This is a genomic window from Stenotrophomonas sp. PD6 (assembly GCF_049199305.1).
Taxonomy (GTDB): Bacteria; Pseudomonadota; Gammaproteobacteria; order Xanthomonadales; family Xanthomonadaceae; genus Stenotrophomonas.
Genome location: NZ_JBLZQD010000002.1, coordinates 206,370 through 229,838 on the forward strand (window position 1 = coordinate 206,370; position 23,469 = coordinate 229,838).

Here is a 23,469-nt window from a genome sequence, read left to right on the forward strand (position 1 = left end):
CGGCGCGACGAATCTTTCCCCCGGAACATGGTCATGACCCAGAAGACGCTTCTCAACGATACCCACCGCGCGCTCGGCGCCAAGATGGTCGATTTCGGTGGCTGGGACATGCCCATCCACTACGGCTCGCAGCTGGACGAGCACCACCTGGTGCGCGCCGGGGCCGGCATGTTCGACGTCAGCCACATGACCGTGGTCGACCTGCGCGGCGCCCAGGTGCGTCCGTTCCTGCGCCGCCTGCTGGCCAATTCGGTGGACAAGCTGAAGGTCCCGGGCAAGGCGCTGTACTCGTGCATGCTCAACCCGCAGGGCGGCGTGATCGACGACCTGATCGTCTACTTCCTGGCCGACGACTTCTTCCGCATGGTGGTCAACGCCTCCACCCGCGAGAAGGACCTGGCCTGGATCCGCGAGCAGGCCGCCGCGTTCGATGTGCACGTCACCGAACGCGAAGACCTGGCGATCATCGCGGTGCAGGGACCGGACGCGCGCGAGCGCGTGATCGGCCTGGTCGGTGAGTCCGATCGCGCCGCGCTGCAGAAGCTGGGCCGGTTCGCTGCGGTCGAAGCCACCGGCGCCGCCGGCGAGGCGCTGTTCGTGGCCCGCACCGGCTACACCGGCGAAGACGGCTTCGAGATTCTGGTCGCCCAGGACCACGTGGTCGCGTTCTGGAACGCGCTGGCGACGGCAGGCGTGAAGCCGGCCGGCCTGGGCGCGCGCGACACGCTGCGCCTGGAGGCCGGCATGAATCTCTACGGCCAGGACATGGACGAAACCATCAGCCCGTTCGAAGCCGCGCTGGCCTGGACGGTCGCGTTGGACGAGGGCCGCGACTTCATCGGTCGTGACGTGCTGGAGGCGCAGAAGGCCGCCGGCAACGCGCGCCAGATGATCGGCCTGGTGATGGACGAGAAGGGCGTGCTGCGGCATGGCCAGGTCGTGCTGACGGCCGGTGGCGAAGGCGAGATCCTGAGCGGCACCTTCTCGCCGACGCTGGGCAAGGGCATCGCGTTCGCCCGCGTTCCGGCAGGCGAGCTTGGCCAGGTGCACGTGGACATCCGTGGCAAGCACGTTCCGGTGCGCGTGGTGAAGTTCCCGTTCGTGCGCGAAGGCCAGGCCCAGCCCGGCGTGCTGGTCGACGCCTGAGCAGTGTCTGTTTCACCCGGTGCGGCCTGTCAGCAGCCCGCACCGGTTGGTTACACTACCCCCGTTTTCTGACCCCCCTGAAATTCTTCGGAGCAGTCCCATGAGCGAGATCCCCGGCGACCTCAAATTCCTCAAGTCCCATGAGTGGGCGCGCGTTGAAGGCAACGGCCGCGTCACCATCGGCATTTCCGACCATGCCCAGGGCCTGCTCGGCGACCTGGTGTATGTCGAGCTGCCGGAAGTGGGTGCCACGGCCAAGGCGGGCGAGCAGATCGCCGTCGTCGAGTCGGTCAAGGCCGCGTCGGACGTCTACAGCCCGGTCTCCGGCACGGTGGTCGAGGTCAATTCCTCGCTGGATGGCAAGCCGGAAACCATCAACGAAGACGCCTACGGCGAAGGCTGGATCTGCGTGATCGAGCTGTCGGCCAAGGAAGAGCTGGACGAACTGCTGGATCCGGACGCCTACGCCGAAGTGCTGGAAGACGACGATCACTGATCGTCGCCTTGTCCGAAAAGACGGTCGCCTGGTGCGGCCGTTTTTTTTTGCGCGCGCGCCGGCGGCGTTAGTAGTACGTGATGACCAACGCGGCACGCGGGTGTACTCGGCCAGGTCGGTTGGCCCCTGGATGATCGGTCGGTTGCTGCAGCGGTCGCCTCATCGCTGTCGAACCGACGTCGGCAAGGTGGGTGCACCGGGCGACGTCGCATGCGTTCGAGGGTGTCCGATGGTCGTCGGTGCGGTGGGATGCGGTGGTCGCGGACCCGGAAAAGTTTGCGCAGTTACGCGAATCGGGTGGCAAAAAACGCGCCGGCGTGTGAAAAGTTTTTCGGTCCGTTTAGCGCCCGCTCGGACGGCGGTGGTGGTCGCGACCGCGCGTGGTGTCTGCAGGTGCCGACACGTGTGCGGGTTGCAGGGGCGTTACACCAAAGTGCTTCTTTTAAGTGTTTTTCTTTTCAACGTTGCACTTGTGGCGGGGATGTTGGTGTTCGTCGAAGGGTGGTTGAGGCAGCGTGCAGGGGGGCGCGGCAGGCGTGCGTGGCGGTCTGCGGCGGTGCTCCGGTGTGAAAATTTTTCGCCGGGGTTGTTGACAGTGAAAAAAAGCGTGATTAGGTTTCGCCCAGCAGACCTTGCCTGCGAACAGAGTGAGCAGAATCGACATCGAGTCGCGAAGCACAACCTGGACATCCACCTCGCGTCCGAAGACGGTGGAGATGGCTTCGCTTCCTCCGGCGAACCGCAAGCCCCTTTCTGATTCGACACCTGCCCGAAGGGTCGCGGCAGGTGTCACCGTATCCGTAACGACGCGCACGACGCGACGGCGGTCCCCGCGAAGCTGTAATGGCGGGTTTGCTTTACCTGGGCGTTTCAACTCCATAGATCACTGACGAGGAGCCATCCCATGGCAACTAAGAAAGCTGCGAAGAAGCCGGCCGCCAAAAAGGCCGTGAAGAAGGTCGCCAAGAAGGCGGCTGCGAAGAAGGCCGTGAAGAAGGTCGCCAAGAAGGCGGCGGCCAAGAAGACGGTAAAGAAGGCAGCCAAGAAGGCGACTGCCCGCAAGGCAGTGAAGAAGACGGCAAAGAAGGCAGTCCGCAAGGTCGCCAAGAAGGCCGCCGCCAAGAAGACCGCAAAGAAGGCAGTGAAGAAGACGGCGAAGAAGGCAGTCCGCAAGGTTGCCAAGAAGGCCGCCGCCAAGAAGACCGCGAAGAAGGCTGTCCGCAAGGTAGCCAAGAAGGCGGCTGCCAAGAAGACTGCCAAAAAGGCTGTCCGCAAGGTAGCCAAGAAGGCCACCGCGAAGAAGGCGACCGCACGCAAGGCTCCGGCCAAGAAGGCGTCCGCCAAGAAGGCAGTGAAGAAGGTCGCCAAGCGCAAGCCGGCGACCCGCAAGAAGGCTGCAACGGTCGCCCTGCCGGCAACCCCGGCACCGCTGATCTGATCCATTCCCGATAGCCGTACCTGAAACCCCCTTCCCGGCAGCCCAGCGGGAGGGGGTTTTTTTTGCCCGCAAAAAAAAGCCCCTCCCGCGAGGGATCAACGCATGTTGATCCCGACAGGTAGCGCCGGCCGTTGGCCGGCCCAGGCGGTGTCGGGAGCCGGCCAGCGGCCGGTCGTGCAAAAAAAGGGCGACCCGTAGGCCGCCCTGTAGTGGATGCGATACACCTCGCCAGCGTTTACCTCGGCGAAGCCACCGCGCGATCCGAAGAGACACCCTTGCGCTTGCCCGGTGCCGGCGTGCTGTCTTCGGTCATCAGGTTGTCGCTGCCGAAGTCGGTGTCCACGTCCAGCCAGCGCTGCGAGGGCAGGCCCATCGCCGCGTCCAGCACGGTGGGCAGCAGGCCGCTTGGCAGGCTGCTTTCGCCGTTCCACAGGATCGCGATACCGAAATCGCGTTCGGGCACCAGCGCGACCAGGCCGCGATAGCCCTGCACCGCGCCGGCATGGAAGATCACTTCATGCCCGGCGTAATCGAAGTTGCGCCAGCCCAGTGCATAGCCGGCCGACTGCAGGCGCTCGCGGCGCCAGCCCGAGCGCATCTCGCCGGGCGTGTTGATCAGGGTGGAGTGCAGCGTGGCCAGCAGCGGCGCAGGCAGCACGTCGGGGCGGTGGCCGGTGTGGGCCAGCAGCCACTGCGCCATGTCGCTGGCACTGGCATTGACGCCGGCCGCCGGGGCGAGGCGGTAGTAGGTGGGCTTGGGCGACAGCGACACCCAGCCGTTGCGGCTGCGCACGTGCGGACGCGCCCAGCGCGAACTGGCCTGGATGCCGGCCAGGCCCAGGCTGGCATCGTCCATGCCCAACGGCTTGAACAGGCGGCGTTCGACCGACTGCTCGTAGAAGCTGCCGGAGGCGGCGTAGACCACGTCGCCGATCAGGCTGAAGGCCACGTTCTGGTACGCGTAGCAATCGCCGGGCAGGCACTTGAGCGAGGTCGAGGCGAGCTTGTGGGTGAGCGTGTAGTACTCGGCGTTGCCTTCCACGTCGCGATCGTAGGCGTTGTACGGCAGACCGACACGGTGGCTGAGCAGGTCGGCCACCGTGAGCCGTTCGGTGGCCTCCGGCGAGCTGAGCTGGAAGCCCGGCACGTAGTCGGTGACCTTGCTGTCCCAGCGCAGGGTGCCGTCATTGACCAACAGGCCGGCCATGGTGCCGGCGAACGCCTTCGACAGCGATGCCAGGCGGAACACGGTGTGCGCGTCCACCATCTGTGGGTTGTTGACGTCGGTGACGCCGTAGCCGCGCGCACTGAGCACGCGGCCGCCCTGCACGATCGCCACGGCCATGCCGGGCACGCGCTCGCCATAGGTCAGCTGCTGGGCCATCGATTCGATGGCGGCCACGTTGAAGCCCGCTGCCGGCGGCAGCACCTTCGGGTTCGTCGCCGCCGCGCTGCGGTAGGCGGCCGGCTGGGTGTGCGGCACGTTGGTCGCCGCGCTGCTCTCGATGTTGACGGGAAACGCGGCCGGCGCGGCACTGGGAGTCTGTGCGGTGGAAGACATTGCGATGGGCATCAGCATGCCCAGCAACCCGGTGGCCGCCGAACGGATCGGTCGGCGCCTGCTGTTCTGTTTCATCGTGTAGGGCCCATGCGCAACTGCTGTGCCCGATTCTAGCGCTGCTTTTCCTGATTGCACAAACGAAGCGAAGATGAATGCGTATCGCATTGAAAAGGCCCGGTTTTTGCATGGTCTGGACGCATGGGAGCGGGGCGCGTCGGCGCGCCCCTGTTCAGTTTCGTGTGGAGGCGCTGCGGATCCAGTCCGCCGCGCGTTCGGCAAGCATGAGGGTGGGGGCATTGGTGTTGCCGCTCACCAGGGTCGGCATCACCGACGCGTCGACCACGCGCAGCCGGCGCAGCCCGTGCACGCGCAGTTGCGGGTCGACCACGGCGTCGCGGTGCTGGCCCATCGCGCAGGTGCCGACCGGGTGGTAGATGGTCTCGGCCTTGGCGCGGATGAAGGCGGTCAGCGCGGCGTCGTCCAGGTCGTCGCGGCCGGGGAAGATCGGCGCGCCGCGCCAGCGGTCGAAGGCTGGCTGGCGAAGGATCTCGCGCGACATGCGCACGCAGGCCTTCATCATCGCCAGGTCGTGGCCGTCGGCATCGCCCAGGTAGTTGGCTTCGATGCGCGGCGGAGACGCCGGGTCGGCGTCGCGCAGGTGGATGCGGCCGCGGCTGCGCGGATGCAGTGCGCAGGCGTGCAGGGTGTAGCCATCGCCGGCAAGACGGTGGCGGCCGTGGTCGTCCAGCATGGCCGGCACGAAGTGGAACTGCACGTCGGCGTGCGCGTCGGGCGCCAAGGGGGAACGGGCGAAGCCACCGGCCTCGGCGATGTTGCTGCTGCCCGCGCCGCGCCGGCCCCGCAGGAAGTAGTCGAAGGCGATGCGCGCCTGGTTGCTGCGGTCGTAGCTCACCCCGGGATGGGTGTGGCGCAGGGTACAGATGTCCAGGTGATCCTGCAGGTTGCCACCGACGCCGGGCAGGTCGGTGCGCGGGGTGATGCCGTGGCCGCGCAGGCGCTGGGCAGGGCCGACGCCGGACAGCATCAGCAACTGCGGGGAGTGGATGGCACCCGCGCTCAGGATGACCTCGGTGGTGGCGCTGGCATGCCGGTGTTCGCCGTGGTGGTGGAAGTAGATGCCGTTGGCGGCGTCGCCCTGGAAGCTCAGCATGCGCGCCTGCGCACCGGTCAGGACGGTGAGGTTGCGGCGGCCGCGCGCAGGGCGCAGGTAGGCGGTGGCGCTGGAGCAGCGTGCGCCGTCGCGCTGGGTGACCTGGTACAGGCCCACGCCCAGTTGCCCGGCGCCGTTGAAGTCGTCGTTGCGGGGGTGACCGGCCTGCACGGCGGCGTCGATGAAGGCATCGGAGAGCGGGTTGTGGTGGCGCAGGTCGGACACCGACAGCGGCCCGGCGTCGCCATGCAGCGCGCTGGCGCCACGGCTGTTGGCCTCGCCGCGCAGGAACCAGGGCAGCACGTCGTCCCAGCTCCAGCCGGTGGCGCCCGCTGCCGCCCAGCCGTCGTAGTCGGCGGCCACGCCGCGCACGTAACACATGGCGTTGATGGAGCTGGAGCCGCCCAGCACTTTGCCGCGCGGCCACCACAGCCGCCGCCCGTCCAGCGCGGGTTCGGGCTCGGTGTACAGGTTCCAGTTGATGCGCCGGTTGTTGACCAGCCGTGCCAGCCCGGCCGGCATGTGGATGAAGGGGTTGCGGTCGCGGGGGCCGGCTTCGAGCAGCAGGACGCGGCAGCGCGGGTCCTCGCTGAGCCGGTTGGCCAGCACGCAGCCGGCCGAACCGGCGCCGACGATGATGTAGTCGTACATGTCCGTTCCCCAACGGTGATGGGACGAGCATAAGCCAGCACGTGCCGCCACGCTGCGTTGCACGGGTGCGCGCGTCGACCACTGGCGATGTTGCGGTGCATCGTTTACCTTGCGCGCTTTGCTGCCCGGAATCCCCACGATGCTGCCGCTGCCACGCCGCCTGTGCGGGACCTGCGTGCGATGACCGCCCCGGAGCCGACCCCACCGGCGCAGCCCGGGCTGCGTGCGGCGCTGCGCCAGTCGCCGCCCCTGTTCTGGGCGTGCGTGTACTTTTTCTGCCTGCTCAGCGGCTACTACGTGCTGCGCCCGGTACGCGAGGCGATGGCGGCGTCGGCCGACCTGCAGACGGTATTCCCGCCGGCGCTGATCGGCTGGTTCGCCGGCCACGGCATTGCGCTGCAGGACTTCGTGCTGCAGGTGCTGTTCACCTGCGTGTTCGTGATCATGGTGGTACTGCAGCCGCTGTACGGGGCGTTGGTGAGCCGCTATCCACGGCGGGTGTTCCTGCCGGCGGTGTACGGGTTCTTCATTGTGACGCTGCTGGGCTTCTATGTGCTGTTCGACAGCGGGGTGCCGGGCCGCGGGATGCTGTTCTTCTTCTGGACGACGGTCTTCAATCTGTTCGCGGTGGCGGTGTTCTGGAGCTTTATGGCCGATGTGTTCTCGAACGTGCAGGCGCGGGCGTTCTACGGCTACATCGGGGCGGCCGGGACGATCGGGGCATTCCTGGGCCCGACGCTGACGTCGACGCTGGTGCAGCGGGTGGGCATTGCCAATCTGATGCTGGTGTCGGCGGGGTTCCTGACGGTCTGCCTGTTCTGCATCTGGCGGCTGCGCCTGTGGGCGGTGGCACGCGAGCAGGAGCTGCAGCTGGCGTCGGGCGAGGCGCCGATGGGGGGGGGCGTGCTGGACGGGCTGAAGCTGATCGCACGGGAGCCGCTGCTGCGCTGGCTGGCGCTGATGGTGGTGTTCGGGGTGGGGATCGGCACGCTGCTCTACAACGAGCAGGCGTCGATCGTGCGCCGGCTGTACACGGACGCGGCGGCGAGCACGGCGTTCTATTCGCGGGTAGACCTGGCGATCAATGCGCTGACGCTGATCCTGCAGCTGGGGGTGACCCGCTGGCTGCTGTCGCGCTTCGGGATCGCGCCGGCGCTGTTGATTCCGGGCTTTGCGATCATCGTCGGGTTCTCGATACTGGCGGCGTCGCCGCTGCCGCTGCTGGTGGCGATGGTGCAGGTGATGACGCGCGCGAGTGAGTTCTCGCTGGCCAAGCCGGCGCGCGAGACGATTTTCACGCGGGTGGACCGGCAGTGGCGCTACAAGGCCGGCGCGGCGATCGACACGGTGGTGTACCGCGGCGGCGATCTGACGTTCGCGTGGGTGCACAAGGGGCTGTCGCTGTTCGGCTCGCACGCGGTGTTCGCCGGTGGGCTGCTGGTGGCGGGAATCATGACGGCGGCGGCGTTCGGACTGCTGCGCGAAGAAAAGAAGCTGCCGGCCGAGCGGCCGGAGTAAGCTCTGTCCATCTTGTTCGAGGGTTGCGCATGTACTGGACCGCACTGATCCTGACCCTGGTGGTCGCGCTGTTGCACGTGTATTTCCTGGTGCTGGAGATGTTCCTGTGGACGCGCCCGCTGGGGCTGAAGACGTTCCGCAATACGCCGGAGAAGGCGGAGACGACGCGGGTGCTGGCCGCCAACCAGGGCCTCTACAACGGCTTCCTGGCGGCAGGCCTGTTCTGGGGCCTGTTCGACCATCTGCCGATGCTGGTGAACTTCATGCTGGGCTGCGTGATCGTGGCCGGCTGCTATGGCGCGTACAGCGTGAACAAGCGGATCTTCTTCATCCAGGCGGTGCCTGCGATCCTGGCGGTCATTGCGTGGCAGTTCGTGCCGGCCTGATGGATCGGGTTGCATGACAGCTTGGGTTGCATGACAGCTCGGGTTGCATGACAGCTCGGGTTGCATGAGGTCCGGTAGAGCCGGGCTTTGCCCGGCTGCTTCATGCATTTGGGCGAACAGCCCAGGCCTGCGAACGTGCTCGCGCTGGGCCGGCGGGTGCGGGTTTGCGGGGGACGCCGTAAACCCATCCATGGGGGCTTAGTCGCCGCATCCATGCGGCTCATACCCCCGCAAACCCACCCCCGCCGACCCTTTGACGGTTGGCAGGTGGCCGATGGAGATCAACGGCAACGGCGTTCTTCGTTTTCTGTCATGCGTTGCCGTGCCGATCGGCATCGCGCGCAGTTGTTTGGGAACCAACTCTACCGGCCCGCAGGCGGCTGCGCCGCCGCGTAGAGACACGCCATGCGTGTCTGCTGTTCCATCCGCACGCGACCCTCTGTCGGGGGCGGCCGGCGGGTAGCCCCCGGAGGGACGCTCCAAAACATGGGTCCGGCGCATGCGCCGGACGGGTTGGGCAGGACGCCCAACCCCGGCCTTGCCGTGTACGCAGGATTGCGTCCACGCGCAAGTTTTGGCGCAGCCTACAGGGACGTACTTGCGGCGTGTCCCGGAGCGGGGCTGCCCGTCGCTCGGCCCCAGCACGTACCAATGAAAACGCTGCCGTTGTTGCCGTTGCCCTTGCCGATCAAGCCGCGAAAATATTCCCAGGCCCATTCGACGGCGGTACCTGCGGCGGGGTGGCGCGGCTGCGGTGGGCGAACATCTGCTTCCAGGCGGCGTATACCGCACCCACGTACAGCGGCATGATCACCGTGGCCATGGCCAGTTGCACGACGAAGGCGGCCGCGCCCATGCCGCCGACCAGCAAGGCCAGCTGCATCATGATCGCGACCAGGAAGTAGATGCACATCGCCGCGATCAGGCCGAGCAGCATGAACACTGCCATCGCACCGAAGTTGCGGATGCAGCCCTGCAGGCTCATGCGCAGCGCATGCATGCCGCTCTGATGGTCGAACACCACCAGCGCCGGCTGGGTGAACATCGCCATGCTCAGCGCCACGAACGTGACGAACGCCAGCAGCATCCACACCAGGATGCGCACCACCGGCACCCCGGCCATCAAGGCCAGGGTCTGCTCATTGCTGGGCGTCGCGCCGGACTGCTGCAGTTCCTGCATCTTGCGGAACATGTCGGCCGAGGCGCTCAGTCCGTCCGCGCCCAGCATCAGGTACAGCAGCGTGCCGAGCACAATGATCGCGATCAGCTGGATCGCCAGCGGAACCAGCAGGTGGCTGACGCGGCGGTCGCGGATCGGCTGCAGCAGGTGCACCGGCAACGCGCGGTGGCCCTGGTCCACCTCGCTCACCGCGCACAGCATGCCGCCGAACACCAGCGGGCCGACCGCCACCGAGACCAGCTGGCCCAGCACGCCAAGCCAGCTGGGCAGCGCCTGCGCCAGGACCAGGATCAACGAACTGACCAGCATGCCGATCACGCCCAGCACCGCCAGCTGCAGCGGGGCACGGCGATACAGGGAAAACGCGTCCAGCAGCCATTGGGCGCCCGCCGAGGCGGGCAGCTTGCGAATCTCGCTCATACCATTCCGGAACAGGGGAGGAAGGGCGCGCACGCCCCGAATCGGATCGATTATCCCTGTTTTCCGTGCGCATCACCTGAAGGGAACGACGCTTGCGCAGCGGGCCTCAGTTGTTGCGCGCCTGGCGCACGAAGCGGCGCAGCAGCTGACGGGCCAGCGGGGCCGCGCTGACGTCGCGGGCGACCGTGCGGGCGCAGCCGCCGTGGCGCCCGATGCAGTCGGCGCGGGCGCGGACGTAGCCGCGCATGTGGTGGGTGGCGAACTCCGGGTGGAACTGCACGCCCCAGGCCTGGCGGCCCCAGCGGAACGCGTGGCAGTTGTCCTGCGCCGAGCGGGCCAGGATCGCGGCGCCGTCCGGCGCGCGCAGCACCGTCTGCAGGTGGGTGGCATGGGCGGCGAAGCGGGCCGGCAGCCCGGCGAACAGCGGGTCGTCGACTGCCGAGGGCTCCAGCGCCAGCTCGATCGTGCCCGATTCGCGGCCGGCCGGGTTGTAGGCCACTTCACCGCCCAGCGCGTGCGCCAGCAGCTGGTGGCCGTAGCAGATGCCGAATACCGGGCGGTCGTCGTGTGCCGCGTCGCGCAGCCACTGCGCGCTGCGCTCGCTCCAGTCGGCGCGGTCGGTCACGTAGGCGGCCGAGCCGCTGATGATCACCCCGGCAAACTGGCGCGGGTCGGGAAGCTGCCCGCCGTGTTCGACGTCCACCACCACCGTCTCGTCCGCATCCAACCCCGCCGCGACCCGGATCCAGTGCGGAAAACGGCCGTAGCGGCGCAGCGAGGCGACCGGTTGGCCGGTTTCAAGAATCAGGAAGGGTGAGCGGTTCATCAGCAGGAGGCAGTACGGTCAGGACTTCCTCGATTGTAGTCAGCCCTGCGGCTACCTTTTCAAGTCCCGCGCGACGCAGGGTTCGCAACCCTTCAGCACGCGCGGCACGGCTGAAACCGGCCAGATCCATGTCCGCGCGGATCAGCCCGCGCAGCCGCGAACCCAATGGCAGCAACTCATACAGGCCTACCCGGCCCAGGTAACCGGTGCGCCGGCAGTCCAGGCAACCGGCCGGCGCATATGGCGTGGGCGCCTGAGGTAATGCTTCATCGGCATCAGCCAGCACCGCCCATTGCGCCGCGCTGAGCGCCTTGGGCACCTTGCAGTGCGGGCACAGGGTGCGCACCAGGCGCTGGGCCAGGATGCCGTTGAGGGTGGAGGCCAGCAGGTAATGCGGCACGCCCAGGTCGAGCAGGCGGGTGATCGCCGAGGGGGCGTCGTTGGTATGCAGCGTGGACAGCACCAGGTGGCCGGTCAGCGAGGCCTGCACCGCCATCTGCGCCGTTTCCAGGTCGCGGATCTCGCCGATCATGATTATGTCCGGGTCCTGCCGCAGCAGGGTGCGCACGCCGGCGGCGAAGTCCAGGTCGATGTTGGTCTGCACCTGCATCTGGTTGAATTCCGGCGCGATCATTTCGATCGGGTCTTCCACCGTGCAGACGTTCACGTCCGGCGTGGCCAGCCGCTTCAGCGTCGAATACAGCGTGGTGGTCTTGCCCGAGCCGGTGGGCCCGGTGACCAGCACGATGCCGTGCGGGCGCTCCACCAGCGCGGTCCAGCCGGCGGCTTCTTCCGGGCTGAAACCGAGCTGGTCGATGCTCTTGAACGCCGCGTCCGGGTCGAAGATGCGCATCACGCACTTCTCGCCGAAGGCGGTGGGCATGGTCGACAGGCGCATTTCCACCTCCCGCCCGCCCGGCGAACGGGTCTTGATGCGGCCGTCCTGCGGGCGCCGGCGCTCGGCCAGGTCCATGCGGCCCAGCACCTTGATCCGGCTGACCATGGCGGTCATCACCGGCGGCGGCACCTCGAACACCTTGTGCAGCACCCCGTCGATGCGGAAGCGCATGCGGCCCATGTCGCGGCGCGGCTCCAGGTGGATGTCCGAGGCGCGCTGCTCGAAGGCGTACTGCAGCAGCCAGTCCACGATGTGCACCACGTGCTGGTCATCGGCATTCACATCGCCGGCGCGGCCCAGCTCCACCAGCTGCTCGAAACTGGGCAGGGTGCCGCTGGGCTCGCTGCGCACGTCGCCGCGCGCGCCGCGCACCGAGCGGGTCACCCCGTAGAACTCCATCGTGTAGCGGTGCAGGTCCAGCGGGTTGACCATGGCCAGCTCGATCCGGCGCCGGGCCAGGTGCTGCAGGTCGAGCAGCCATTCCTGGGCCAGTGGCTCGCTGGTGGCCACCAGCAGGCGTTCGCTGTCCACCGCCAGCGGCAGGAACCGGTGCCGGCGCGCATAGGCATGCGAGACCAGCGCGGTCACCGCCGCCACGTCCACGCGGGTGGGGTCGATGCGCAGGTAGCGGGTGCCGGTGCGGGTGGCCAGCCATTCGGTCAGCCGCTCCAGCCCCAGTTCACCGCCCGAGGTGGCGGCCAGCTTCAGGTTGGCCAGCAGCACCAGCGGGTGCACTTCGCTGGCGTTGCGCGCGCCGTGGCCGGAAAAACGGATGCGTTCCAGGTCGCTGGCGGCGACCAGGCCGTCGGCAACCATGGCGGCGGCGACCTGTTCGAAGACCAGCCGGCCCGGCGGCAGAGGCCCCGGAGCTGGAGCGGGGGCGAGCGTTGCCGGAGAGCGGTGTTCCATGGCGCCAGAATCCTCGGAGCGGGGGCTGCACGGCGTGATGGCGGCTTGCCTGGAATGCCGGCGGGCGGTCCGTCGCTATACTAGCGCACCCCCTGAGCAGGCAAGACTCCGCCGCATGTCCGCGACCCAGAACGTTCCGATCACTTTCCAGGGCCTGATCCAGACCCTCAACCAGTATTGGGCGCAGCAGGGCTGCGTGCTGATCCAGCCGCTGGACCTGGAGGTCGGTGCCGGCACCTTCCACCCGGCCACCTTCCTGCGCTCGATCGGCCCGGAAAGCTGGAATGCCGCGTACGTGCAGCCCTCGCGCCGCCCCACCGACGGCCGCTACGGCGAGAACCCCAACCGCCTGCAGCGCTACTACCAGTACCAGGTGGCGATGAAGCCCAGCCCGGACAACATCCAGCAGCTATACCTGGATTCGCTCAAGGCGCTGGGCATCGACCCGCTGGTGCACGACCTGCGCTTCGTCGAAGACAACTGGGAATCGCCCACGCTGGGTGCCTGGGGCCTGGGCTGGGAAGTGTGGCTCAACGGCATGGAAGTGACCCAGTTCACCTACTTCCAGCAGGCCGGTGGCCTGGAGTGCAAGCCGGTGCTGGGCGAGATCACCTACGGTCTCGAGCGCCTGTGCATGTACCTGCAGAACTGCGACAACGTCTATGACCTGGTCTGGACCTATGGCCCGGACGGCACGCCGGTGACCTACGGCGATGTGTACCTGCAGAATGAAGTCGAGCAGAGCACCTACAACTTCGAGTACGCCGACGTGGACGAACTCTTCCACCGCTTCGACGCGTGCGAGAAGGAAGCGCAGAAGCTGGTCGAGGTGGGGCTGCCGCTGCCGGCCTACGAGCAGGTGTGCAAGGCCAGCCATTCGTTCAACCTGCTGGACGCGCGCCGCGCGATCAGCGTCACCGAGCGCCAGCGCTACATCCTGCGCGTGCGCGCGCTGGCCCAGGCCGTGGCAAAACTGTATGAGGCCAAGCGCATCGAAGCGGTGGCTGCCAAGGAGGTGCAGGCATGAGCACGATGCTGCCGCTGCTGATCGAACTGGGTACCGAAGAACTGCCCGTGAAGGCGCTGCCGGGCCTGGCCCAGGCCTTCTTCGATGGCGTCATCGACGGCCTGGCCAAGCGTGGCGTGGCCGTGGAACGCGGCGATGCCAAGCCGCTGTCCACCCCGCGCCGGCTGGCGGTGCTGCTGCCCGGCGTGGCCGTGGAGCAGCCCGAGCAGCACGGTGAAGTGCTGGGCCCGTACCTGAACATCGCACTGGACGCCGACGGCCAGCCGACCAAGGCGCTGCAGGGCTTCGCCGCCAAGGCCGGGATCGACTGGACCGCGCTGGAGCGCACCAGCGACGCCAAGGGTGAGCGCTTCGTGCACCGTTCGGTGACCCCGGGCGCGCGCACCGCCGCGCTGCTGCCGGAGATCCTGCGCGAGGCGATCGCCGCCATGCCCATTCCCAAGCCGATGCGCTGGGGCAGCCACAGTTATGGCTTCGCGCGCCCGGTGCATTGGCTGGTGCTGCTGCACGGCAAGGACGTGATCGAGGCCGAGCTGCTGGGCCTGAGCTCCGACCGCATGAGCCGTGGCCATCGCTTCATGCACGACAAGACCGTGTGGCTGTCCTCGCCGGACGACTACGTCAGCTCGCTGCAGGCCGCCTATGTACTGGTCGACGCCGACGCGCGCCGCACCCGCATCGTCGAGGCGGTCAACGCCGAAGCGGCCAAGGCCGGTGGCCAGGCGCGCATCACCGCCGACAACCTGGACCAGGTGGTGAACCTGGTCGAATGGCCGGCGCCGGTATTGTGCAGTTTCGAACGCGAATTCCTGGCCGTGCCGCAGGAAGCGCTGATCGAGACCATGGAGGTCAACCAGAAGTTCTTCCCGGTGCTCGACGCCGGCGGCAAGCTGACCGAGAAGTTCATCGGCATTGCCAACATCGAATCGAAGAACGTGGCCGAAGTGGCCAAGGGCTACGAGCGGGTCATCCGCCCGCGCTTCGCCGATGCCAAGTTCTTCTTCGACGAAGACCTCAAGCAGGGCCTGGAGTCGATGGGCGATGGCCTGAAGACCGTGACCTACCAGGCCAAGCTGGGTTCGGTGGCCGACAAGGTGCAGCGCGTGGTCGCGCTGGCCGGCGCCATCGCCGCGCAGGTCGACGTGGACCCGGTGCTGGCCAAACGCGCCGCGCAGCTGGCCAAGAACGACCTGCAGTCGCGCATGGTCAACGAGTTCCCGGAGCTGCAGGGCATCGCGGGCCGTCATTACGCGGTGACCGGTGGCGAATCGCCCGAGGTCGCGCTGGCCATCGACGAGGCCTACCAGCCGCGCTTCGCCGGCGATGACATCGCGCTGTCGGCGCTGGGCAAGGTGCTGGCGATTGCCGAACGGCTGGACACCCTGGCCGGCGGCTTTGCCGCAGGCCTGAAGCCGACCGGCAACAAGGACCCGTTCGCCCTGCGCCGCAACGCGCTGGGCCTGGCCCGCACGATCATCGAGTCCGGGTTCGATCTGGACCTGCGCGCGCTGTTGGTCACCGCTCTGGCTGGTCTTCCGGTGGCCGTGCAGCCCAGCGCGGAGCGCAACACCGACGCGCTGCCGCAGGAACTGTACGACTTCATCCTCGACCGCCTGCGCGGCTACTACGCCGACAAGGGCGTGCCCGCCACGCACTTCAATGCGGTGGCGGAACTGAAGCCGGCCTCGCTGTATGACTTCGACCGCCGCGTGGATGCCATCGGCATCTTCGCCGCGCTGCCGGAAGCCGAGGCGCTGGCAGCGGCCAACAAGCGCATCCGCAACATCCTGCGCAAGGCCGAGGGCGAGATCCCGGGCATGGTCGATCCGGCGCTGTTGGCCGAACCGGCCGAAAGCGAACTGGCCGAAGCCGTGGAAGCGGCCATCGATGACAGCAACGCCAGCCTGCACCAGAAGGATTACGTCAGCGTGCTGGCGCGTCTGGCTCGTCTGCGCGCCCAGGTCGATGCATTCTTCGACGGCGTGATGGTCAATGCCGACGATCCGGCGCTGCGTGGCAACCGCCTTGCACTGCTGAAGCGGCTGGGCGACCGGCTGGGCAGCGTGGCGGCGATCGAGCATCTGTCGAGCTGACGTAACTGCACCGATCCGCGTGGTATCCCTTGAAGCGCCCGGCATGTCCGGGCGCTTTTCGTTTGTGCGCGCGCTGTTTAAACCATGCAACACATCCGAGTTCTGATTGAGCGATCGGTATGTACCGAATGAAACGATAGGTTTTTGAAATCCAAGCAGGTGAACCCGTCGTAATGATGTCGGCGCGCCGCGGTACTGGCGATCACGCATGCGTGTGATCCGTGCGGTCCTCCTTCATCTGCACTCCCTTGGAAGTACACCTGACATGCATCCCCCACGATCTGCTGTCGCGGCGCCTACGCCTGCGAGCCCCAACCCCGTTGCGCAACCGGTCTGCAGCGCTCGCCCGCCCGGGCAGAACCGCGAGCCGATACTGGTGCTTGATCAGATCGCCAACGATGCGCACGCGGCCCTACCGTGGCCGGCAACCTCCTTCGCGCCGATTCCACTGGATCCGGAAGAGCGTGCGGTCATGCACGCCATCCTGGGCAGTGGCGATCCCCGCGCACGCGAGGTCGCCGCGCTGATGCAGCGCGAACTGGACGCGGCGTCCGGCCCGGCGGATCAGGATGCGCGTGCGCAGATCACGGACTTCTACAGCACGCTGCTGGCGCAACGCGCTGCCGATCCGGCAGCGCTGACGACGTTCCTCTCCAGCGCGGCCAGCCGGGTGCTCAACCGCCTGCAGCTGACCCTTCTCGCGACGGCGGCTCCGGGTGCAGGCGCGTTGATGGCCGCAGGGCAGGTGGCCCATTCGCTCTATCAGCGCAACTGGTCCAGCGTGGCGGCGGCACTGCCGTCGCTGGCGGCGTTGTTGCCCTCGCCGCTGCGGCACTGGGACGAGGTTGAGCGCCTGATCCAGGCGCTGCCGGCCGACATTCGCGACGGCCTCGAAGCATTGCACCGCTGGATCGAGTGCACCGATGAGGCGCTGCTGCCGCAGCTGGATATCCGCCAGGCCGGTCCGGCGCTCGCGGTTGCCGTGCTGCTCTGGCAAGTGCAGAAGGCGTTGCCGCCGCCGTCGCAGGCGCTGCAGGGCGCGGGCCGGTTCGTGGCGGGCCTGCCTGGGTACTGGCAGACGCTGGTGGGGATGAACAGTGTGGGTGGGTCGCTGCTGGCGCACGTGGTGAAGCCGGACGGGCCCGACCTGTCGGCGGACAAGGTGCGGCCGACCCGGCAGCAGAAGGAGGCGTTGGTCCAGCACCAGAGGGCGGTCGACCGCCGCCATGCCATCGTGCCGAGTTGGCAGAACGTGGACGTCGAGCCCGCCGATTGGACGGTGCCCGGACACCCCCAACGCGGCGGCGCGATCGCCGCCCCGCCCGTCGCCAGCGACGTGCAGCAGCACCCCGAGGCGGCGACGTCGCCGGCGTCGCGCGCGACCAGTGCGCTGCCCGGTTGGGTGGCATGGCTTTTCGCTGGAGTGCCGCTGCTGCGCGAGGCGGCGGGATTCGTGCAGGTACCGCAGGCGCCGCCGCCGGTGGAAATGCAGCTCATGGGTGACTCGGCGCTGCGTGGGGTGAAGGCCACCCAGCCACTGATCCAGCCGCCACCGATGCTTGCCAATGCAGGCGGCGCGGGTGCGGGCGCGATCGGACGTATCTACCACCGCCACCCGCGCACGGTGACCGCCGCCGTCGCTGCCGCCGTCACCGCTGCGGCAGGCGGTGCGGTCGCGCTGGCCTGGAAGGCCATGAACTACGCCTGGGGCGGCGAGGAGGCGCCTACGGTTGATGCACTGGTCGAACACGCCGCCATGCGCATTGAACAAGCGCCGGACGGCGCGTGGCGGTCCGAGCTGGACCGCCTGGAACAGACGCTGGACACCGGACCCCACCGCACCGGCCGCGCACGCCGCGAGGCGGCCCCACCGACCAGCACCGCCGCGCCGCCGGCAGCGCTGACGCTGCACGAGCAGCTCCACGTCATGCGGCTGTGGTCGCTGGCCGTTGCCCAAGACATCGCCCAGCAGCCCGGCTGGGAATGGGTCGCCCAGGCGCCGGCGTCGGAGCAGGAACTGCTGGTCACCCATTGGCACGCGCTGCGCCGGGAGCAGGCCAAACTCGTGGCACTGGAGCGCGTGCCGGGAACACTGCTGGCCACCGGCTTGGCGGCGCATGGCTGGGCGCACGACTGGCAGGACATCGAGGTGCGCCTGCCGTCCACGCAGCGTGCCGGGGTCCGCGTTGATGATCGCCTGCCGTTGCTGGAGTTCTGCCTGGCCCGGAGCGACTACGCCGGCCCGGCGCCCGCCTTCCTGCGCAACGGCCTGCCGGTGAACGCGGCGGAGATGGCGCAGCTGCGCCGGTTCGTGGCCAGCCGCGCGTGCCGCGACCTGCGCGCGCAGGTCAACGCCGAGGTGGAGTCCCTGCGGCCCGCACTCGAAGCAGCGGTGAAGGCCAAACTGGTGATCCATGCGCTGCGTGCCAAGGCGCAGGGCAGCCTCGGCAGCGATGCCGCACAGCCGCTGCGCGGCGCCGACATCGTGCTGGGGTTCCTGCAGGGGGCGCAGGACGTGGAAACCTCGCCGCTCACCTATGTCGACCGGTTGCCCGATGGCACCGACGTCTCCATCGCGGTGTCCAACTACCTGGTGCTGCGCAGCACCAGCACCGACGACGCACTCAAGGGCCAGGTGGTGCTGTACCGCTCGGATCTGTCCACGTTCCAGGCGTTCCGCGACGAATCCCGGTTCCGCCAGTTCCTGGACGCGAACCGGGCCAAAGCCGGGCTGTTCGTCGACAACCACAGCGTGGACCCGACCCTGGCCGACGACATCGTGCGCGCCGCGCCGCCGGCCCGACAGGCCGCCGTACGCGAGCGGGTGCAGGCCTGGGAATCGCGCCTAGCCCTGTTCCAGACGCGGCCATCGTCGCCGGATGCCTGGAACCCGCAGGAGAGCTTCGCGTTGCGCTTCACCGCCTCGCCGACCGCGCTGCAGGACTGGGCCTCTCGACTGGTGCACTACCGCCAGACCCTGGAGCAGCAGCGTCTGGACCAGGGCGCGCTGCGCTGGTCCGCACTGGGCATCGCCAACGTCGCGGCTGAGGCGGAATTCCAGCAGCGGCTGAAGGAGGACCTGCAGTCGCTCAACGCCCACGCCGCGCCTGCCGTGGCCGAGGCCATCCGCGGCGCCCTGCGCATGGCCGGGTTCCGCGGCCCGCTGGACAGTGTGGACCCCGACCGGATCATGCTCGGCCATGACGGCCAGCAGATGTCCCTGACCGCCTGGGCCAGCAACGGCTGGCAGCGCGGCGCACTGCACCGCCCGGCGCTGGTGGCCGATCCCGATACCGCCGCGCGCATGCCCAATGTCCGCGTGGCCGCCGAGCCGTGGCCCAGCGCCGACGTGCTGGCACTGATGACCGTCACGGCTACACCGTCGCCCGATGACGCCACGCCCCGCACGGCTGCGGCGCTGACCGCGCAGTTGCAGGACGAGGACCTGCGACGCGCGATCTGTGGCGTGCTGGAAGACTTCGCTGACAGCAACCACCTGGCCGACGCCTACAGCGAGCACCTGCAGGCGCTGCTCGGCAGCAGCCACCGCGACGACAGCGCGGCCGGCACGCGCCTGGTCACGGCGATGGGTGACCAGATCCGCGTCCGCACCGCGTGGATGATCGAGAAGGCGCATCTGGACGGCACGCTCGATGCCGCCCAGCATGCGGCGCTGCGCCGCGCGCATTCGCAGATCGAGGCCCGTGCCGGCGCGCGCGCGTCCTCGCTGATGGGGGTCACCCTGGCAGGCAAGCCGATCACCGGCCTGTGGGCGATGCAGGCCGGCAACGCGACCTGGGTGTTCCTGCCCGACACGCCGCAGGGCGACCTGCTGCTGGACGCGCGCGCGTTCAAGGCCTGGGTCGCGCAGGGCGATGATGCGGAGCGCTACATCCGCCTGCGCACGCTCTACCGGCACCACCCGGCGCTGGCGCTGGCCTTCAGCAAGAAAGAGGCCGGCACGGGACTCGGCGTGGGCTTCGGCCCCACGCGCGGGCCGGACGACGCAGCGCGGCGGCTGATCGAAGGCCGCATTGCCGACGTCGACGAGTTGACCGTCACCCAGCTGGAGCGTTTCGGCGAGACCCTGAAACTCATCGGTGCCATCGCCGTGGCTACCGTGTGCACCGCGGCCACCGGCGGTACCGCCGTAGCCCTGTGCGTGGTCGGCACGCTGGCGCTGGTGGCCGACGGCATCCGCGAGGGCGTCGAACTGATCGATCGGGGCGATGTCGACGGTGCCATTCAATCGATCGGCGGCAGCGTGCTCGACGCCGCCGATGTCCTGCAGATCAGCACCGTTCCCGCGCTGCTGTTCCAGTTGGGGCGGCGCACGCTGCACAACGTGGGGGATGCGCGGCGCGCGCTGACGCAGTGGCGGGCGCAGGGGCGGGCGTTCGCCCGCGACGGCGCGGTCAACAACGCCTTCCAGCGCTCCCGCGAAACCCTCACCAACGAACCGATGCAGGTACGCTACGCAGCGGGCGGCGGTGTGGTGTACCAGCAGGGTGAAAGCCGCTATATCCGTCAGGGCGATCATTTCGTCGAGGTCTACGACGACGGCGATGGGACGCTTCGTCTGCGTGACCCCAGCCGCAGCGACGCCGTGGGTGCACCGGTGGAGTACAAGGATGGCGCATGGCGGCGTTCGGACACGCCTCCGCTCATGCGCGCCCCGACCACGCCACACAACCGCCCCGGATCGCCCGACTGGGCCAAGCGGCTGAACGCCGAGAACCTGCCGGCGACCCGCTACGACGAACTGGAAGCGCTGTTCGGCGAGCTTACGCTGAAGAAGCCCACCGCAGATGTGCATGCCGTCATCGACAGCGAGCTGATGAACCTGCGCATTTCCGACATCCTTGCCGACCCCGGAACGTTGGGGTTGCCGGGCGACGAAGCGATGATGATTCGCGCCTGGGCCGACAGCGCGCTGGGCGGCGGAAAAGGCGTATTGACCTATACGATGGTCGGGAACGAATGGAACCAGGCCGCCCGGTTCGGCAAGGGCGACGTCGGCCTGCACGTGCGGGTGGGCAGTTCCAGAGATCTGCCCACGTTGGACGATCTCATTGCCGCCGCCGACCAGGACGTAGTGCTGCGCCGCCTGGGGCTGCCGGAGGACACCGATGATGTAACGCTCATCGCCGCCGTCCGCGAAGAACTGGTGCGGACGATCCGCAACAATCCGAAGCAGAGTCTGGAAAGCTGGCAGCGCTGGCTCACCATGCGGCACCGCTTGCCCACCGCAGCGGACAATCTTGTGAAGCACTTCCGGGCACTCACCAAGGCCGAGGCAGAAGAGCTTGTGACTGCGGCCAGCCCACAGCTGAAGCACCAGCTGGAATCGTGGGACTTTCCCACCGAGATCCGCACGGCGGTGTCCAACGTACTGGCCAGCCGCGCACAGCGTCAGCAGCGCCAGGCGATCATCGAAGGCAACGTGCACACGCTCGCCGAGGTCTCGGAGCTCAGCATCCATCTGAAGGAGGTGCTACCGCGCCGACAGGTGAGGGCACTCAGCGTCGAGGGCGACCGTATCGAACTTGCGTTCACTGCCTCCAGCCCCGGAGCGCCAGAGGCAAAGCTGCTCTTCGCTGGCCGTGCCAATGATGACCTGCCGCCCGTCGATGGTGCAGGCAACGAGTACGCGAGCTGGCAGGACGGAATTTTCGAGCAGTTGACGCCGGCAGAGCGGGAATCTCTCCCGGGCAGGAATGGACTGACCCCGATGCCGAGCGACCTGCGCCGCGCCGTGGTGGACAAGATGCGGAAGTCGCCCATCGTGACGGTGTGCAGCTGGCCCAGATCACCGGGCTCGAAGTTCAAGAAGGCAGACGACTGCGCGGGCATATCGTCCGATGCGCTCGCACTCGCGCCCGCAGACGTAACCCCTTATGACCGGCAGATGCGTGACGCGTTGGCGAGGGTGATGGACACGACGCACGCAAGGCTGACCGAAAGACATACGCATTTTTCGCGCGAGCTGGTTGAGTTCAACACACTGACCAAGCAGGAAGCGGACCTCAGGCAGCTGAAGAGTGCCCATGGAAAAGGGCAGAGACTCGATGAGCCGGCGAACGAGATGGACCCCGTATCGAAGGCTCGCCTGAAGGAGCTGCAGGGCAGGTCATTTGGCGATCTGGACAGCTTCGATATCGGCAACTTCGCCAGCTACGAGCTGAATGACCTCTCCTACGACGGTCGGCAACTCGAACTGCCTTCCCATTTCCCACGGGTGGCCACGGCGATGAGTGGCAATGCACGCCCGCTGCTGGGGTCGGAGGGGGTGCTTGAAGGCGCACCCGTGCGCCGGATACTGGTGCCGGACGCCGAGTCCAACCACATCCTGCAGCTTTTCGAGCAGTATCGTGAGGACTACGCACTGGGCAGCGATCTATCGCCGGTGACGGGCAAGTTTGCTGAAGGCGGCCAGGCGTCGAAGCTGATCATCCTGAAGGAAGAAGACCTGCGCGTCACAAAGCCCAGCACGAAGCAGGGCAAGAAGATCAAGGTGCCAATCTCCGAACTCACCGACGAGGAGATCTCACTGTTGGGAAACTCGGACTATTCACCCAATCTCAGAAAGCTGGTCGGCGATGCGGGCCTGCTGCCGGCCAATGTGCGGACATGGAAGGCGGGAATCGGCTACCGCATGTACCAGATCCGCTCGTGCAGCGAAGGGAAGTTCCTCGATGGCTTCTTCAGGGCGTTGAGCGAGGCCTTGCCGGCCCTCAAGCCATTGCTGTGGGGACCCCGGGGCGCGAAGGTCGACAAGCTCAACGGCAACCTTCACTTGGTGTCGGAAATGAATCCGTGCAGGCGCAGCTGTGATCGACGCATAAGTGAGATGCTCGTCATGATGCCCAGCATGCACATCCGGGTGTTCTATCGCTTCGAGGATAATATCGAGCGGGTCAACTGGTGGACGGCCAGGAAGGTGGATGTCATCGTCACGAAGAACCGGGATACCTGGGAGGCGGCAGGCGCAACCTGGGACCAGATGCAGGACATGGCCGCCGTCGAGCTGAAGACGATCGAATCGGCGGTCAGGAAAGGCACGAAAACATGGGTGGACGAAGCGTTGACCCGGCGTCCCCCGCCGCTGCCGGTACCCAAGCTGTGGGAGCCGCAGATCGAGGAAACGTACTGAGGGACATATGCCCATTGACGGAATCCCCCCTTGTCACCGCACGGTTGGGCCGGTTCGCGCAGGCGATCCGGCCCCTGCGGGGCCCTCCATCGTAGAACGCATGCAATTGCAGGGTGGCCCGTTGCAGTTGGGCCCGGAGCACGCCGACCTGCATGCCGGGTTCTGCAGCGCACTCTCACAGCAGCTGGGTGAGTACCTTGCGTATGGATTTCTCGAGGACGGCCAGGGTCACGGCGTTGTCCTCCCGAAGGTGCCTGAGGCGCGTTCTGCCGACAACGTGTCGCGTGGCGAGGTGAGCCTCGTGCTGCATGAGGATGCGTGCGTGTTCGGGTTCCTGGACTGTCAGGGTGTGGGCGATTGCTACTACGTTGCCCGGGGAGCCGAATTCTTCAGTGTGTGCATCGAATCGGGGATGGCGACCCATGGGCCGTATGACATCTTCGTATCGCCGCCCATGACATGGGAGGCCCTCAAGAGTCAGTTGGAGGCGCAACGTCACTGGTGGTGAGCCCACCTTGCGGTGGCGGAAGGCGATGACCATCGGTCTTCACAGGGGCCTTCCCGCCGCACAACGACAATGGCCTTGGTCCAGCCTG

Annotated in this window: 14 protein-coding genes; 9 read left to right on the plus strand and 5 right to left on the minus strand. The window is 67.6% G+C overall.

Translation table 11 applies throughout. The features are described 5' to 3' along the window. Window positions 1-33 precede the first annotated feature (33 nt). The 3 genes from gcvT (at window position 34) to ACOZHM_RS03875 (ending at window position 3,080) form a co-directional block, all read left to right on the plus strand. Entirely contained in the window at window positions 34-1,146 is a 1,113-nt protein-coding gene (gcvT, locus tag ACOZHM_RS03865) for a glycine cleavage system aminomethyltransferase GcvT (protein WP_421567639.1), read from the plus strand. A gap of 100 nt (window positions 1,147-1,246) precedes the next feature. Beyond that, entirely contained in the window at window positions 1,247-1,642 is a 396-nt protein-coding gene (gcvH, locus tag ACOZHM_RS03870; RefSeq protein WP_421567640.1) for a glycine cleavage system protein GcvH, read from the plus strand. 949 nt (window positions 1,643-2,591) lie between these two features. After that, the gene (locus ACOZHM_RS03875; protein WP_421567641.1) at window positions 2,592-3,080 is read left to right on the plus strand and encodes a hypothetical protein; all 489 of its coding nucleotides are present in this window, start codon (window positions 2,592-2,594) and stop codon (window positions 3,078-3,080) included. A gap of 235 nt (window positions 3,081-3,315) precedes the next feature. Here ACOZHM_RS03875 and ACOZHM_RS03880 read toward each other — a convergent pair whose 3' ends face one another. Both ACOZHM_RS03880 and ACOZHM_RS03885 read right to left on the minus strand, forming a co-directional pair. Further along, complete coding sequence (locus ACOZHM_RS03880; RefSeq protein WP_421568104.1) at window positions 3,316-4,659, minus strand: serine hydrolase domain-containing protein; 1,344 nt, start codon at window positions 4,657-4,659, stop codon at window positions 3,316-3,318. 211 nt (window positions 4,660-4,870) lie between these two features. Beyond that, window positions 4,871-6,463, minus strand: a complete 1,593-nt coding sequence (locus ACOZHM_RS03885; protein ID WP_421567642.1) for a GMC family oxidoreductase — start codon at window positions 6,461-6,463, stop codon at window positions 4,871-4,873. A 180-nt stretch (window positions 6,464-6,643) separates the two neighbouring features. Between ACOZHM_RS03885 and ACOZHM_RS03890 the strand changes: the two genes are divergently transcribed. Next, a complete protein-coding gene (locus ACOZHM_RS03890) occupies window positions 6,644-7,981 on the plus strand; it encodes an NTP/NDP exchange transporter (protein WP_421567643.1) in 1,338 nt (445 codons plus the stop codon). Between the two features lie 29 nt (window positions 7,982-8,010). After that, the gene (locus ACOZHM_RS03895; protein ID WP_421567644.1) at window positions 8,011-8,367 is read left to right on the plus strand and encodes a DUF1304 domain-containing protein; all 357 of its coding nucleotides are present in this window, start codon (window positions 8,011-8,013) and stop codon (window positions 8,365-8,367) included. A gap of 688 nt (window positions 8,368-9,055) precedes the next feature. Here ACOZHM_RS03895 and ACOZHM_RS03900 read toward each other — a convergent pair. The 3 genes from ACOZHM_RS03900 to ACOZHM_RS03910 form a co-directional block, all read right to left on the minus strand. Then, window positions 9,056-9,967, minus strand: a complete 912-nt coding sequence (locus ACOZHM_RS03900) for a BPSS1780 family membrane protein (RefSeq protein ID WP_421567645.1) — start codon at window positions 9,965-9,967, stop codon at window positions 9,056-9,058. A 106-nt stretch (window positions 9,968-10,073) separates the two neighbouring features. Beyond that, window positions 10,074-10,793 carry a glutamine amidotransferase gene (locus tag ACOZHM_RS03905; RefSeq protein WP_421567646.1) on the minus strand — a complete coding sequence of 240 codons (720 nt, stop codon included), beginning with the start codon at window positions 10,791-10,793 and terminating at the stop codon, window positions 10,074-10,076. Then, the gene (locus tag ACOZHM_RS03910; protein WP_421567647.1) at window positions 10,765-12,600 is read right to left on the minus strand and encodes a GspE/PulE family protein; all 1,836 of its coding nucleotides are present in this window, start codon (window positions 12,598-12,600) and stop codon (window positions 10,765-10,767) included. The genes ACOZHM_RS03905 and ACOZHM_RS03910 overlap by 29 nt, the downstream gene beginning before the upstream one ends. A 115-nt stretch (window positions 12,601-12,715) precedes the next feature. Between ACOZHM_RS03910 and glyQ the strand changes: the two genes are divergently transcribed. The 4 genes from glyQ (at window position 12,716) to ACOZHM_RS03930 (ending at window position 23,381) form a co-directional block, all read left to right on the plus strand. After that, entirely contained in the window at window positions 12,716-13,627 is a 912-nt protein-coding gene (gene glyQ, locus ACOZHM_RS03915) for a glycine--tRNA ligase subunit alpha (protein WP_421567648.1), read from the plus strand. Further along, entirely contained in the window at window positions 13,624-15,720 is a 2,097-nt protein-coding gene (glyS, locus tag ACOZHM_RS03920) for a glycine--tRNA ligase subunit beta (RefSeq protein ID WP_421567649.1), read from the plus strand. The genes glyQ and glyS overlap by 4 nt, the downstream gene beginning before the upstream one ends. 376 nt (window positions 15,721-16,096) lie before the next feature. After that, on the plus strand, window positions 16,097-22,873 hold the full coding sequence (locus ACOZHM_RS03925) for a hypothetical protein (protein ID WP_421567650.1): 6,777 nt from the start codon (window positions 16,097-16,099) through the stop codon (window positions 22,871-22,873). A gap of 100 nt (window positions 22,874-22,973) precedes the next feature. Continuing rightward, window positions 22,974-23,381 carry a hypothetical protein gene (locus ACOZHM_RS03930; RefSeq protein ID WP_421567651.1) on the plus strand — a complete coding sequence of 136 codons (408 nt, stop codon included), beginning with the start codon at window positions 22,974-22,976 and terminating at the stop codon, window positions 23,379-23,381. The last annotated feature ends 88 nt before the right edge of the window (window positions 23,382-23,469 follow it).

Excerpts from the sequence above, each read along its gene's own strand:
- ACOZHM_RS03880 (WP_421568104.1), bottom strand. The coding sequence starts at position 4,659 with ATGCTGATGCCCATCGCAATGTCTTCCACCGCACAGACTCCCAGTGCC.
- ACOZHM_RS03905 (WP_421567646.1), bottom strand. The coding sequence starts at position 10,793 with ATGAACCGCTCACCCTTCCTGATTCTTGAAACCGGCCAACCGGTCGCC.
- ACOZHM_RS03890 (WP_421567643.1), top strand. The coding sequence starts at position 6,644 with ATGACCGCCCCGGAGCCGACCCCACCGGCGCAGCCCGGGCTGCGTGCG.
- ACOZHM_RS03895 (WP_421567644.1), top strand. The coding sequence starts at position 8,011 with ATGTACTGGACCGCACTGATCCTGACCCTGGTGGTCGCGCTGTTGCAC.
- glyS (WP_421567649.1), top strand. The coding sequence starts at position 13,624 with ATGAGCACGATGCTGCCGCTGCTGATCGAACTGGGTACCGAAGAACTG.
- ACOZHM_RS03910 (WP_421567647.1), bottom strand. The coding sequence starts at position 12,600 with ATGGAACACCGCTCTCCGGCAACGCTCGCCCCCGCTCCAGCTCCGGGG.
- ACOZHM_RS03930 (WP_421567651.1), top strand. The coding sequence starts at position 22,974 with ATGCAATTGCAGGGTGGCCCGTTGCAGTTGGGCCCGGAGCACGCCGAC.
- glyQ (WP_421567648.1), top strand. The coding sequence starts at position 12,716 with ATGTCCGCGACCCAGAACGTTCCGATCACTTTCCAGGGCCTGATCCAG.
- gcvT (WP_421567639.1), top strand. The coding sequence starts at position 34 with ATGACCCAGAAGACGCTTCTCAACGATACCCACCGCGCGCTCGGCGCC.
- ACOZHM_RS03900 (WP_421567645.1), bottom strand. The coding sequence starts at position 9,967 with ATGAGCGAGATTCGCAAGCTGCCCGCCTCGGCGGGCGCCCAATGGCTG.
- gcvH (WP_421567640.1), top strand. The coding sequence starts at position 1,247 with ATGAGCGAGATCCCCGGCGACCTCAAATTCCTCAAGTCCCATGAGTGG.
- ACOZHM_RS03885 (WP_421567642.1), bottom strand. The coding sequence starts at position 6,463 with ATGTACGACTACATCATCGTCGGCGCCGGTTCGGCCGGCTGCGTGCTG.